Source organism: Knoellia locipacati, from assembly GCF_044791685.1.
In the GTDB taxonomy this organism is placed as follows: domain Bacteria; phylum Actinomycetota; class Actinomycetes; order Actinomycetales; family Dermatophilaceae; genus Knoellia; species Knoellia locipacati_A.
Window position 1 is genome coordinate 598,960 of record NZ_CP087730.1, and the last position, 12,428, is coordinate 611,387.

14 protein-coding genes are annotated in these 12,428 nt (G+C 73.2%); 9 read left to right on the plus strand and 5 right to left on the minus strand.

The features are described 5' to 3' along the window. Window positions 1-7: 7 nt before the first annotated feature. The 7 genes from ligD to LL946_RS02760 are packed head-to-tail and all read left to right on the plus strand — an operon-like array spanning window position 8 to window position 6,009. Window positions 8-997, plus strand: coding sequence for a non-homologous end-joining DNA ligase (gene ligD, locus LL946_RS02730; protein WP_404384542.1), 990 nt, complete (start codon window positions 8-10; stop codon window positions 995-997). Next, a complete protein-coding gene (locus tag LL946_RS02735; RefSeq protein WP_404384544.1) occupies window positions 994-1,899 on the plus strand; it encodes a uracil-DNA glycosylase in 906 nt (301 codons plus the stop codon). The genes ligD and LL946_RS02735 overlap by 4 nt, the downstream gene beginning before the upstream one ends. Window positions 1,900-1,937: 38 nt before the next feature. Beyond that, window positions 1,938-2,330: a molybdopterin-binding protein gene (locus LL946_RS02740; protein ID WP_404384546.1), complete on the plus strand. Its 393-nt coding sequence runs from the start codon at window positions 1,938-1,940 to the stop codon at window positions 2,328-2,330. Then, a complete protein-coding gene (gene modA, locus LL946_RS02745) occupies window positions 2,327-3,121 on the plus strand; it encodes a molybdate ABC transporter substrate-binding protein (RefSeq protein ID WP_404384548.1) in 795 nt (264 codons plus the stop codon). The genes LL946_RS02740 and modA overlap by 4 nt, the downstream gene beginning before the upstream one ends. Continuing rightward, window positions 3,118-3,912 (plus strand): ABC transporter permease, encoded by a 795-nt coding sequence (locus tag LL946_RS02750; RefSeq protein WP_404384550.1) that lies wholly within the window; start codon window positions 3,118-3,120, stop codon window positions 3,910-3,912. The genes modA and LL946_RS02750 overlap by 4 nt, the downstream gene beginning before the upstream one ends. Further along, window positions 3,909-4,985: a sulfate/molybdate ABC transporter ATP-binding protein gene (locus LL946_RS02755; protein ID WP_404384552.1), complete on the plus strand. Its 1,077-nt coding sequence runs from the start codon at window positions 3,909-3,911 to the stop codon at window positions 4,983-4,985. Before LL946_RS02750 ends, LL946_RS02755 begins: the two co-directional genes overlap by 4 nt. 22 nt (window positions 4,986-5,007) lie before the next feature. Then, complete coding sequence (locus LL946_RS02760) at window positions 5,008-6,009, plus strand: quinone oxidoreductase family protein (protein WP_404384554.1); 1,002 nt, start codon at window positions 5,008-5,010, stop codon at window positions 6,007-6,009. Between the two features lie 91 nt (window positions 6,010-6,100). On the opposite strand, the gene LL946_RS02765 is transcribed toward LL946_RS02760, so the two are convergent. Genes LL946_RS02765 through LL946_RS02775 form a run of 3 tightly spaced genes read right to left on the minus strand, consistent with a single transcriptional unit; the run spans window position 6,101 to window position 8,421 of the window. Further along, a complete protein-coding gene (locus LL946_RS02765) occupies window positions 6,101-6,442 on the minus strand; it encodes a hypothetical protein (RefSeq protein ID WP_404384556.1) in 342 nt (113 codons plus the stop codon). Between the two features lie 26 nt (window positions 6,443-6,468). Continuing rightward, window positions 6,469-7,170 carry a LuxR C-terminal-related transcriptional regulator gene (locus LL946_RS02770; RefSeq protein ID WP_404384558.1) on the minus strand — a complete coding sequence of 234 codons (702 nt, stop codon included), beginning with the start codon at window positions 7,168-7,170 and terminating at the stop codon, window positions 6,469-6,471. After that, entirely contained in the window at window positions 7,171-8,421 is a 1,251-nt protein-coding gene (locus LL946_RS02775) for a PspC domain-containing protein (RefSeq protein ID WP_404384560.1), read from the minus strand. It abuts the gene before it with no gap. A 126-nt stretch (window positions 8,422-8,547) separates the two neighbouring features. Between LL946_RS02775 and LL946_RS02780 the strand changes: the two genes are divergently transcribed. After that, a complete protein-coding gene (locus LL946_RS02780; RefSeq protein WP_404384562.1) occupies window positions 8,548-10,008 on the plus strand; it encodes a PspC domain-containing protein in 1,461 nt (486 codons plus the stop codon). A gap of 3 nt (window positions 10,009-10,011) precedes the next feature. Beyond that, window positions 10,012-10,488: a hypothetical protein gene (locus LL946_RS02785; RefSeq protein WP_404384564.1), complete on the plus strand. Its 477-nt coding sequence runs from the start codon at window positions 10,012-10,014 to the stop codon at window positions 10,486-10,488. A gap of 1 nt (window position 10,489) precedes the next feature. Here LL946_RS02785 and LL946_RS02790 read toward each other — a convergent pair whose 3' ends face one another. Together LL946_RS02790 and LL946_RS02795 are read right to left on the minus strand one after the other, a co-directional pair. Continuing rightward, the gene (locus LL946_RS02790; RefSeq protein ID WP_404384566.1) at window positions 10,490-11,185 is read right to left on the minus strand and encodes an NUDIX hydrolase; all 696 of its coding nucleotides are present in this window, start codon (window positions 11,183-11,185) and stop codon (window positions 10,490-10,492) included. Then, the gene (locus tag LL946_RS02795) at window positions 11,182-12,417 is read right to left on the minus strand and encodes a glycosyltransferase family 4 protein (RefSeq protein ID WP_404384568.1); all 1,236 of its coding nucleotides are present in this window, start codon (window positions 12,415-12,417) and stop codon (window positions 11,182-11,184) included. The genes LL946_RS02790 and LL946_RS02795 overlap by 4 nt, the downstream gene beginning before the upstream one ends. Window positions 12,418-12,428 lie beyond the last annotated feature (11 nt).

A 12,428-nucleotide genomic window follows, 5' to 3' on the forward strand; every position in this document is an offset into this window, starting at 1 on the left:
GTCGTGCATGGCCTCTCGCAAGGGTGAGTTCGGCGAACCGGTGTACCTCGACGTCGCCGGCCACGAGATCAAGCTGTCCAGCCCGGAGCGGGTGTACTTCTCCGAACGTGGCGAGACCAAGCTCGACCTCGCCAACTACTACATCTCGGTCGGCGACGGGATCGTCAACGCGCTGCGCGAGCGACCGACGATGCTGCACCGCTTCCCCGACGGCGTCGACGGCAACAAGGTCCACCAGAAGCGCGTGCCCCGCGGCGCTCCCCCGTGGCTCGAGACCGTGCGACTGCACTTCCCGAGGTACGGGCTGCACGCCGACGAGCTCTGCCCGACCGACCTCGCCCACGTCATCTGGGCGGTGCAGATGAGCACGGTCGAGTTCCACCCGTGGAACAGCCGCCGTGCCGACACCGAGAAGCCGGACGAGTGGCGGATCGACCTCGACCCGATGCCGGACGCGCCGTTCGACCGGGTCCGGCGCGTCGCCCACGTCGCCCACGAGGTGCTCGACGAGCTTGGCGCCACGGGCTGGCCCAAGACCAGCGGCGGCCACGGCCTCCACGTCTATGTGCGCATCCGCCCGGACCACGGGTTCAAGGAGGTGCGCCGAGCCGCCCTCGCCTTCGCCCGCGAGGTGGAGCGGCGCGCTCCTGACGACGTGACGACGACGTGGTGGCGCAAGGACCGCGACCCCACAGCCGTGTTCGTCGACTACAACCAGAACGCGCGCGACCACACGATCGCGAGCGCGTACTCGGTGCGCGGCAACCCGACCGGCACCGTGTCGACCCCGATCCGGTGGGACGAGATCGACGACGTCGAGCCGCAGGAGTGCACCATCGCCACCGTGCCGAAGCGGTTCGCGGAGATCGGCGACCTCCACGCCGCGATCGACGATGCCGTCTTCGACATCACCGCGCTGCTCGAGTGGGCGGACCGCGACGAACGCGAGGGAGCCGACGTCCCACCCGAGCCCGAGGACGACGACTCGAAGCCATGACCCCGGATGCCACACCCCCGGGCGCCACGACCCCGCGCATCACGACGAGCCCGGACGACGGCGTGACCCGCGTCGGCCCGGACCCGCACCCCATCACGCACGACCTCTTCCTCTCCCCCGTGCCACCCGGCACGGGGTGGCCCGCCGACCCGGCCACCGCCTCGACCCCCGTCGCCCGCACCGCCGGCGACGTCGCGACCCTGGCGGCCGCAGCCAACACCCTCGCCGACGTGGACGCGCGCGTCTCGGTCTGCCGCGCCTGCCCGCGCCTCGTCGACTGGCGCGAAACCGTTGCGAGACAGGATCGTCGGGCCTCGTTCGCCGACCAGCCCTACTGGGGCAGACCCGGCCCGTCGTTCGGCGACCCGTCCGCCGACACCCTCATCGTCGGCCTGGCTCCCGCGGCGAACGGCACCAACCGCACTGGCCGGATGTTCACCGGGGACGCCTCCGGCGACTTCCTCTATGCCGCCCTGCACCGCACCGGCTATGCCAACCAGGCCACCTCGGTCGCGGCGGGAGACGGGCTCGCGCTGCACGGCATACGGATCGTCGCGGCAGTGCGCTGCGCTCCCCCGGCGAACGCTCCCACGCCGACCGAGCGCGCGACGTGCGCGACCTGGCTCGGCCGTGACCTCGAGCTCCTCGGCGACCGGTTGCGCGTCATCATGACCCTCGGCGACATCGGCTGGCGGGGCGTCCTGGCCGCCACCACCGCCCTCGGCTGGGACGTCCCGAGGCCCCGCCCGCGCTTCGGCCACGCCGCCGAAACCACCCTCCACACACCGACCGGACACCCGGTGCGCCTCGTCGGCTGCTACCACGTGAGCCCGCACAACACCTACACCGGCCGCCTGACCCCGGCCATGCTCGACCGTGTCCTCACCGGCCTGCGCGACTGAGGCACCGACGCCGCAGATGCGGCGCTAGGATCGCGTCTATGCCGCAAATGCGCCTGTCCGAAGCCGCGATGTTCCTCGGCGTCAGTGACGACACCGTCCGACGCTGGGTCGACAGCGGAGCCCTCGACGCCCACTCCGACGACGCCGGCCGCAAGGTCGTCGACGGCCACGCCGTCGCGCTCCTCGCCCGCGAGCAGGCGCGCACCGTCGCCGACCCCTCGACGGTCGGACGCTCGGCCCGCAACAGGTTCGTCGGCCTCGTCACCCACATCACCATGGACACCGTCATGGCGCAGGTCGAGCTGCAGTGCGGACCCTTCCGCGTCGTGTCACTGATGTCGACCGAGGCCGTCCGCGAGCTCGGCCTCGAACCCGGCTCCGTCGCGGTCGCCGTGGTGAAGTCGACGTCCGTGATCGTCGAGACCCCATGACGACGAGGTATGCCGTCCGCTCGGCCGCCCCTGTCGCCGCCCTCCTCCTCGTGGCCGGCTGCGCCACCACCCAGGGCTCCCCGGAGGGGTCCGACGCCGACCCACAGCCGACGCATGAACGGACGCTCACGGTGTTCGCCGCGGCCTCGCTCCAGCCGTCGTTCGAGGAGATCGGCGAGGTCTTCGAGGACTCCCACCCTGGCGTGACCGTGCGTTTCAGCTTCGGCGGGTCGTCGGGCCTCGTCGCCCAGCTCTCCGAAGGCGCCCCGGCCGACGTCCTCGCCACGGCCAACGAGCCGACGATGGCCAAGGCCGTCGCCGACAGCCTCGTCGAGGGCGACCCGAAGCCCTTCGTCTCCAACACGCTCCAGATCGTCGTCCCGGCCGACAACCCGGCCCGCGTCGCGTCCCTCGCGGACCTCACCAGGCCCGGCACCAAGGTCGTCCTGTGCGCACCCGCGGTTCCCTGCGGAGCCGCGAGCGCCGCCGTCGAGGAGGCAGCCGGCATCGACCTCACACCGGTGAGCGAGGAGCAGTCGGTCACCGACGTCCTCGGCAAGGTCCGCTCGGGAGAGGCCGATGCGGGGCTCGTCTACGTCACGGACGTCATCGGCGCGGGCGCCGACGTCACCGGCATCGACCTCCCCGAGGCGGCCGCGGCCCTCAACCGCTACCCGATCGCCACCCTCCGCGAGGCAGCCGATGCCCCCCTCGCCGACGAGTTCGTCGGCGTCGTGACGAGCAGCGCGGGGCTCGAGATCCTCGCCGACGCAGGCTTCCAGCCGCCGTGATCCCCGCCCTCGTCCCGCGGTGGCTGCTCGTCCCGGCCGCCCTGGGCACCCTGTTCGTGGCGCTGCCGATCGTCGCGATGGCGCTGACCGTCGACTGGGGCAGCTTCGGGTCGCTCATCACCTCGGACGCCTCCACCGACGCCCTCCTGCTCAGCCTGCGCACCGGCGCCACGAGCACGGTGCTGTGCGTGCTCCTCGGCATCCCCCTGGCCGTCGTCCTCGCCCGGACCACCGGCACGGGCGCCACACTTCTCCGCTCCCTCGTGCTCGTCCCCCTCGTCATCCCGCCGGTCGTCGGCGGCATCGCGCTGCTCCAGGCGTTCGGCCGCCGCGGCCTGCTCGGCTCCACCCTCGACGTCCTCGGCGTGCAGGTCGCGTTCTCGACCACGGCTGTGGTCCTCGCGCAGACCTTCGTGGCCATGCCGTTCCTCGTCCTCAGCCTCGAAGGTGCGCTCCGCACCGCCGGCACGCGCTACGAGGACGTCGCCGCCACGCTCGGCGCCGGCCCGACGGCGGTGTTCCGACGGGTCACCCTTCCCCTGGCCCTGCCCGGCCTCGTCTCCGGCACGATCCTCGCGTTCGCCCGGTGCCTCGGTGAGTTCGGCGCGACCATCACCTTCGCGGGCAGCCTCCAGGGCACGACGCGCACGCTCCCCCTCGAGATCTACCTCCAACGCGAGGGCGACCCGCGCGCCGCCGTCGCGCTCTCCCTCGTCCTCGTCGCCGTCGCCGTCCTCGTCATCGGCCTCACCCGCGCCCGACGGGACACGCTCACCGGTGGCCTGTCGTGAGCGCAGGACCCGACACGACGCGCGGAGCCCAGCCACTGCACGTCGCCATCACCGTGGGCGACCGCGACGTCGCCGTCGACCTCACCCTCGCCGCCGGCGAGACCGTGGCCCTCCTCGGCCCCAACGGCGCCGGCAAGTCCACGGTGCTCGCCGCCACCGCCGGCCTGCTGCGCCCGGACGACGGCACCATCAGGCTCGGCGAGCGCCTCCTCTTCGACCACTCGACCCGGACCTGGGTGGCGCCCCACCGACGCGGCATCGCCCTCCTCGCCCAGGACGCCCGCCTCTTCCCCCACCTCACCGCGCTCGACAACGTCGCCTTCGGCCCCCGTGCGGCGGGTGCAACCAGAACAGCAGCCACCGAGCGCGCGGCGCACTGGCTCGAGGAGGTGGGCATGACGGCATACGGGCATCGTCGTCCGCGCGAGCTCTCCGGCGGCCAGGCGCAGAAGGTCGCCATCGCCCGAGCCCTCGCCACCGAGCCGGCGGTGCTGCTCGTCGACGAGCCGCTCGCCGCGCTCGACGTCGAGGCCGCCCCGGACGTGCGCGACCTGCTCCGGCGCGTGACCCACGACCGGACCACCCTCGTCGTGACGCACGACGTCCTCGACGCCGCCCTCCTCGCCGACCGCGTCGCCGTGATGCACGCCGGACGGGTCGTCGAGGAGGGTGAGACAAGCCGCGTCCTCAGCCGGCCGACGAGCGACTTCGGCGCGCGATTCGCCGGGCTCAACCTCGTGCGCGGGGTCGCGAGCAACGGCGACCTCCGTATGCCGGACGGTCGCCTCCTGCACGGCATCGCCGAGTCGCCGCTCGTGGAGGGCGCCCCGGCCGCGGCCGTCGTCTCCCCCTCGGCCGTGAGCGTCCACCTCGAGGCGCCCCACGGCAGCCCGCGCAACAGCCTGCGCGCGACAGTGACCGACCTCGAGCCGCACGGTCAGCTCGTCCGGGTCCGCACCGACCTCCTCAGCGCCGACATCACCCCACCCGCGGTCGCCGAGCTCGGACTGCGTCGGGGCGCGGCGGTCGTCCTCGCTGTCAAGGCCACCGAGGTCCACCTGCACCCGGCCTGAGCCACGTCGCTAGCCTGAGGCGATGACCTCTGGTTCCTCGCTGCCCGAGTCCGCCCCCGCTCTCGTCGTGACCCGCAACGGCGGTGGCAAGGTCCTCCAGGTGCGCGACCAGCCCCTGCCCGCACCCGGTCTCGACCAGGTGCTCGTCCGGGTCGCCGCTGCCGGCGTCAACTTCATCGACGTCTACCAGCGCGAGGGCGTCTACCCGATCCCGACGCCGTTCGTCTCCGGCAGCGAGGGTGCCGGCGAGGTCGTCCAGGTCGGCGACGGTGTGAGCGACTTCGTCGTCGGTGACCGGGTCGCGTGGGGCCAGGGCCTCGGCTCGTCGCAGGCCTACGCCCCCGTCGACACCAAGAACCTCGTGCACGTCCCGCCGGGCGTCGACCTCGAGACCGCGGCGGCCTCGATGCTCCAGGGCTTGACTGCGCACTACCTCTCGACGAGCACGTATGCCGTCCAGCAGGGCACCGTGGCCCTCGTCCACGCCGCGGCCGGCGGCGTCGGCCAGCTGCTCACCCAGATGGTCAAGATGCGCGGCGGCCGGGTCATCGCCACCGCCGGGTCCGCCGAGAAGCTCGAGACCGCTCGCGAGCGCGGGGCCGACGACCTCATCAACTACAGCGAGGTCGACGACATCGCTGCGGCTGTCCGTGAGCTCACGGACGGCGTCGGTGTCGACGTGGTCTACGACGGCGTCGGCAAGGACACCTTCGAGGCCTCGCTCGCCTCACTGCGCCCACGCGGGCTCATGGTCCTCTACGGCGGCGCGAGCGGCCAGGTCCCGCCGTTCGACCTCCAGCGCCTCAACAAGATGGGCTCGCTGTTCGTCACCCGCCCCAGCCTCGGGGCCTACATCGCCACCCCGGACGAGCTGCGGGCCCGCTCGACCGAGCTCTTCGAGTGGATCGAGTCAGGCGACGTGCAGGTGACGATCGGTGGGCGCTACCCGCTCGAGGACGCGCGGACGGCATACGCCGATCTCGAGGGACGACGCACCCAGGGCAAGCTCGTCCTCATCCCCTGACCACGACACTTCGTGACCAATTGGTCGAAAAGTGTCGCGACACTTCGTGACCTATTGGTCGAAAAGTGTCAGGTGGTGCGGCGCCAAGCCCTCAGTTCCAGAGGACGGCGACGAGGGTGTTGACGACGGCGAGCGCGCCGGCGGCGTGGACGAGGTTCGGGTTCCCCTGACCGCGGCGCTCACGTCCCGCAGCGATCTCGGCACACGCGGCGACGGCGAGGGCGACGAGCAGCTTGACGCCGACCTTGGTGTGGTTGACGTCGCCGTCACCCGCCTCGTTGAGGCCGACGAGGACCAAGCCCGTGACGATCTGCGCCCGGGCACCCCAGACGAGCGCCGGAGTGGGCACGCCGCGCCGGACGACGACGCTGCCGATGATCGCGAGCAGGCCGAGCAGGTGCAGCACGACGAACACGGTCTTGAGGAGATCCATGCCGGGAGGCTATCCACCCGCCCGGGTCAGACGAGACGCCGCCCCATCGCCCAGGCCGTGAGCTCGTGCCGGGACGAGAGCTGGAGCTTGCGCAGCACCGAGGACACGTGGGTCTCGACCGTCTTCACCGAGATGAAGAGCTCCTTGGCGACCTCCTTGTACTGGTAGCCGCGGGCGATGAGCCGCATGACCTCGCGCTCACGCGCCGACAGCCGGTCGAGCTCCTCGTCGACCTCCGCGATCTCGCCCGCCGCCGCGCCGAACGCGTCGAGGACGAAGCCCGCCAACCGGGGAGAGAACACCGCGTCGCCGTCGGCCACCCGCCGGACGGCGGTGCCGAGGTCGCGCGCCGTGATCGTCTTGGTGACGTAGCCGCGAGCGCCGGCGCGGATGACCGCGATGACGTCCTCGGCCGCGTCCGAGACCGACAGGGCGAGGAACCGCACCGGCGCCCCCGCCTCGGACTCGACGCCGTAGCAGCCGTTGATGACGTCGGCGCCACCCTTGCCGGTGCCGCCGGGCAGGTGGACGTCGAGCAGGACGACGTCGGGCCGCGTCTCGCGGATGACCTTGACCGCCGCCTCGACGTCGGGCGCCTCACCGACGATCTCGATGGCAGCGCCGGCCTCCTCGGCCAGCTCGCTGCGGACGCCGGTGCGGAACATGCGGTGGTCGTCGACGAGGACGATCCGGACCGGACCCCTGGGCTGGTTCTGCTGCGTGGACATCTACTCGTCTCCTTCGAGAGGCGGCAGCGTGAGCTCCACCTCGGTGCCGTCCTCACGGCGACGGACCCGGGCGGTGCCGCCGTGCCGTTCCATCCTGCCGAGGATCGAGGCCCGCACGCCCAGGCGGTCCTCCGGGATGTCGTCCAGCTCGAACCCCTCGCCCCGGTCGCGCACGAACGCCTCCACCCCGGTCGGCCCGATCTCGACGTATGCCGTCACCGGCGGCTTCCCGTGCCGCGTCGCGTTGAGCATCGCCTCGCGCATGGCGCGCGCCAGGGCGGTGCCGTGCTCCTCGAGCGGCCGGTCGCCGGTGACGACGAGGTCGATGACGACGCCACTGTGGTCCTCGACGTCATGCGCGGCGGCCGTGACGGTCGAGGCGAGCGTCTCGTCGGAACCGGCCGGGCCGGCATACAGCCACGAGCGCAGCTCGCGCTCCTGGGCGCGGGCGAGCTGGGTCACCGAGGCGGGGTCGTGCGAGCGACGCTGGATGAGCGCCAGGGTCTGGAGGACCGAGTCGTGGAGGTGGGCGGCGATGTCGGCGCGCTCGTTGGCGCGGGCGGCGACCTCCTGCTCCTCACGGTAGTCGCGCCACAGCCGGACGACCCACGGCGCGGCGATCAGGACCGCCCCGACCAGCACGGCCAGCGTGGCCAGCAGCGCGTCGCCCATCGCGGCGAGGGACCCGCCGCGGATCGTCAGGACGAGGATGCCGATCACTGCGACGAGGGTGCCGAGCCCGAGGCGCAGCCAGAGCATGCCGCGGTCCTGGTGCTGGGTGCCGAGCCACTTGGTGCGCTCGGCGTCGTCGAGGTGGGACCACGCGACGGTGACGCCGCCGGCGATGAGGAGCAGCGGGAGGAGCACGCCCGCGCGGACGTCCACCCCGGCCAGCTGCAGCCCCACGACGGCGCCGACGAGGACGAGCAGTCCGCCCGCGGCGACGAACAACCCCCACCGCGACTCGCCGAGACCCGAGACCGCCCGGAGCGCACCGGGGTCGCGTCGCGTGCCGCCGGTGTCGCTCGACGGGGTGACCGCCCAGAGGAAGAGGTAGATCGGGATGCCCGGGCCGAGCACCGCCAGGACGACGAAGCACACGTGCACCCACCGGAGGCTGACGTCGAGGTGGTCGGCGATCCCGGCGCACACACCCCCGATCCAGCGCCCCGAGAGGGGTCGCGTCAGCGGCGGTCGTCCTGGGGCTGGGACCTCCGCGGGCTGCGCGACGCGCTCGTACGGTGTGGGCACACCCCCATCCTGACGCACGATGGGCGTGGTCGTGGCCGTCGCAGGGGTGTCGTGGGGGTCCCTTCAGGGGGTCGTCAGGGTCGACCCTCATGGCAGGAGCCCGCCCGGTCGGCCACTGTTGGTGACATGACGCAGACACCGCACCAGGCGCAGACCGGCGCCGGCCCCCAGGACCGCCCACAGGGCAACAAGTTCTGGGACGACATCCTCTCCACCGGGCTCCGCCGCGACCGCTCCCGTCAGTGGTTCGCCGGCGTCTGCTCCGGCATCGCCCGCCGCGTGGACGTGGACCCGGTCCTCATCCGTGCCGCCTTCATCGCGCTCACCCTCTTCGGTGGGTTCGGCATCGTCGCCTACCTCGTGGCCTGGCTGCTCATGCCGGACGAGAGCGGCCGCATCATGGCCCGGGACGCCCTCAACCGGGACGGCGGTGGCGACGCCAGCGGCGCGATCATCCTCTCGGTCATCGCCGTGCTCGTCATCGCCGCCATCGTCTTCGGCGACAACGGCTTCCTCATCGGCTGGGGTGTCATCCCGATCGCGATCGTGGGGTGGCTGTTCTGGAGGCACGAGCAGGGCAGGCAGTCCGGGTCGAACTGGACGTCGGCCGCAGCTCCCACAGCTCCGCCGCCCCCCGCCGGGGTCGCTCCGTCCGCCGGCCCGTACGCCGCCGGCCCCCAGACCCCGAACCCGTACGTCACCAGCCCGTATGCCGCGAGCTCACCGGCCGCTGCCGCCGCACCGACCGCTGAAGCCGCCGCTGGTGGAGCACCGGCGCGGGTAACCGGAGCCATGGCACCGCCCGACGCTCCCGGCTGGCAGCCACCTCCGGCGCCTCCCGTGCCCCCGCGTGCCCACCTCCCCCTCGCCCCGCCGCCCCCGCCGCGTCCGCGTCGGCGCACCGCCGGCTTCGCCGGGTTCGCCCTCGTCCTCGGCCTCGCCGCCGTCGGCTACGGCGCCGGCCTCATGCTCGACGGCCCGGTGGGCTTCCCCGGATCCGAGGAGCTCCTCGGTGGCGTCCTCGCCCTCGGAGCGGCCTCACTCGCCACCCTGGTCATCGGGCTCACCGGACGTCGCAGCCTGCTGTCGGCCGCGCTCGTCACCGTGCTCGGACTCGGCGTCGGCGGTGCCGGCATCGTCGAGTCCTCGTGGGAGGGCGACCGCGGCATCCGCATCTGGACGCCGGCGGCCGCGACGACGACCCAGCACTTCGACCACAGTGTCGGTCGCACGACGGTCGACCTGCGTCCGCTCTTCGCGTCGCTCGCAGCGCCCACCCCCAGCGCCGGACCCGGCCCCACTCCTCCGCCCGGCCTCCCCGTCGCCCCGCAGGACCTCGACATCGAGCAGGGCGCCGGCGAGATGACGATCATCGTCCCGGCGGGGGTCGACGCCCGGATCCGCGCCAGTGTCGAGTTCGGCGAGGTGCGCGTCGTCGGCAACCTGCCCGAGGGCATCTCGGACCGGGACGACGGCGGCAACGACGGGCCCGGCGAGACGCTGAGCCTCGACCTCGGCACCGGCAACCCCACCGTCATCGTCCGCGCCGACATCACCGTCGGCCAGATCACCATCCAGGAGGGCTGAGCGATGAGCCAGCACGACGACACCACCCGCATCGAGACGCTCCTCGACGAGTCGGACGACACCACCCGCCGACCGAGCGAGACCACGGACGAGAGCTCTGCCGAGCGCGGCGTCGACCACCCGGACGACCGCCCCGACGAGACCCCCGGTGACCGGGCTGCCGAGGGCCCGGCCGAACGGCCCGCCCCCGCGACGCGCTGGGCCCCGGCCGCGTCCTCGCCCTACCAGGCACAGGCCTACCAGGGCCAGGCCTACCAGGGCCAGACCGCGGTGCCCGAGTTCAAGTCAGGCCCCGCGCCGACGACCTCCGTCGTCGGCCTCCTCGGCCTGCTCACCGTCATCGCGGTGCTCGTGGCGCAGGCCACCGACCTCGACGTCGCCTGGAATGTCGTCGGACCCGTCGCCGTCGTCGGCGCCGGAGTCCTGCTCGTCGTCCTCGGACTGGCGGGTCTGCGTGGTCAGCGGTTCAGGGGCCGATGACTCACGCGAGCTCGCCGGCAACGGCGAGTGCGTCGGGGACCGAGCTCGCGAGCGGCAGGCTCGCGAGCTCGGTCTCCGGCACCCAGCGAGCGTCCGAGGTCGAGCCGCCCACATCGAGCACGACGGGGTCGGTCGGCTCGGCGCAGGCCGCGGTGTGGAAGAGCCGCACGGCGTGGAAGTTCTCCACCCGTCCGCTCGGCGCCCGCCCCACCCAGTGGCGTGTCATCACCGTGAGCAGCCTGACGTCCGCCACCCGTTGACCGGTCTCCTCGTGGACCTCGCGCACGACGGCGTCGAGCGGCTCCTCACCGTGGTCCAGGCCGCCTCCGGGCAGGTTCCACAAGCCGGCGGCGTTGGTGCGCTCGGAGAGCTGGGTCATGAGGACTCCGCGAACGCTGCGGACGACGGCATACGCCGCAATGCGCTGGTAGGGAACGGCGGCGGCGACCTCGGCCTCGGACAGGCCGTGGTCCTGCTCGACCCCGGCGGCCGGCGCCCCGGGTGGCGTCTCGCCGCGTCGCCGGACGCGCGCTGCCACGGCATACGTGATCGCGAGGTCGTGCGGTGAGCTGCGGACGGCCGAGACCGGCTGCCCCAGCCAGCCACGCGCGGCGAGCTCCGTGGCCGGGTCGTGCCCGTGCCCGAGCTCGAACTGCTCGACCACGCGCCCTTCGAGCACCGCGACGACCGAGATCACGGCGCGCTCCCGTGCAGCCGTCGTGCGCGGGCGTACTCGTCGAGCGTCGCCTCGACCACGCTCTCCCACGACTGCTCCGGCGGGGTGGCGAGGTTGTGCGCCCGGAGGCGCGCCAGCTCCTCGGGGCGCGCGGCGAGCTCTGCGAGTCCCGTCGCGAGGTCGTCGTCGGAGGACCGGAGTATGCCGTCACGCCCGTCCACGACGAAGTCGTCCAGCCCGGTGCCCCTGCGAGCCAGCACTGCCAGGCCAGCCGTGCGGGCCTCGAGCGCCGCGATGCCGAAGGCTTCGAGCCGGGCCGTCGTGAGGTAGGCGTCGCTGCGCCAGTGCAGGTCGCGCAGCTCGTCCCGGGTCACCCGCCCCGGCGTGTGGACCCAGTCCATGCCGTTCCGGTCGAGTCGAGCCCTGACCAACCGGCGCTGGGGTCCGTCGCCGACGAGGTGGGCCTCGAGACGGACCTCGGGAGCGACCTCGTCGAGTCGTTCACGGGCGGTGCGCAGGACGTCGACGAGGGCCCCGGGACGCTTGCGGAGCACGAAGCGCAGGGCGCTGACGACCCGGACCGCGCCGTCGTCGGCGCGCTCGGTACCGAGCTCCACCGGGGGTCGCCAGTGCTCGACGTCGATGCCGTTCCCCAGCACGTGCACGTCGGCCCCGGGCGCGATGCGGCCCACGCGCGCGGCAGCCATCGACGACACCGCCGAGAGGGCGACGCCGGCGCCCTGCCAGCGCCGGGCGTGACCGAGCAGCCGGAACACCGGTGCGCTCCTGTCGATGACGCAGTGCCAGGTCACCGCCGAGGGAACCCCCGCGTCGAGCGCGACGCCCACCATGTCGGTCGCGAAGGGGCTGACCACCCCCATGTGGGCGTGGGCCACGTCGAAGCGACCGGAGCCGAGCAGGGCACGCACCTCGTCCTTGACGAACGGGTTGACGGGAGGGGCGCCCGGGACCGGCAACGGCAGGCGGTGCACGGTGACGCTGCCCGCGGCAAGCGCCTCGGCAGTGCCGGCTGCAGTGCCGGCTGCAGTGCCGGCTGCAGTGCCGGAGCCACGTGGGCCGGAGCCCGGCGCGGTCTCGGGCGACATCGTGTGCTCACGCGTCTGGCCCGCCGTGGCCGTGACGACCTCGACCTCGTGCCCCGCGGCGGCGAGCCGGTGCGCGAGGTCGTGCACCTGGACCTCGATCCCGCCGAGGCGCGGCAGGTAGCAGTCCGACAACAGGGCGACCCTCACGGGCGACCAGC

What these genes read in the sequence shown, in the direction of transcription:
- LL946_RS02770 (WP_404384558.1), bottom strand. Translation starts at nt 7,170, where the DNA reads ATGTCCACGCAGCAGAACCAGCCCAGGGGTCCGGTCCGGATCGTCCTC.
- LL946_RS02735 (WP_404384544.1), top strand. Translation starts at nt 994, where the DNA reads ATGACCCCGGATGCCACACCCCCGGGCGCCACGACCCCGCGCATCACG.
- ligD (WP_404384542.1), top strand. Translation starts at nt 8, where the DNA reads ATGGCCTCTCGCAAGGGTGAGTTCGGCGAACCGGTGTACCTCGACGTC.
- LL946_RS02780 (WP_404384562.1), top strand. Translation starts at nt 8,548, where the DNA reads ATGACGCAGACACCGCACCAGGCGCAGACCGGCGCCGGCCCCCAGGAC.
- LL946_RS02785 (WP_404384564.1), top strand. Translation starts at nt 10,012, where the DNA reads ATGAGCCAGCACGACGACACCACCCGCATCGAGACGCTCCTCGACGAG.
- LL946_RS02760 (WP_404384554.1), top strand. Translation starts at nt 5,008, where the DNA reads ATGACCTCTGGTTCCTCGCTGCCCGAGTCCGCCCCCGCTCTCGTCGTG.
- LL946_RS02740 (WP_404384546.1), top strand. Translation starts at nt 1,938, where the DNA reads ATGCCGCAAATGCGCCTGTCCGAAGCCGCGATGTTCCTCGGCGTCAGT.
- LL946_RS02765 (WP_404384556.1), bottom strand. Translation starts at nt 6,442, where the DNA reads ATGGATCTCCTCAAGACCGTGTTCGTCGTGCTGCACCTGCTCGGCCTG.
- modA (WP_404384548.1), top strand. Translation starts at nt 2,327, where the DNA reads ATGACGACGAGGTATGCCGTCCGCTCGGCCGCCCCTGTCGCCGCCCTC.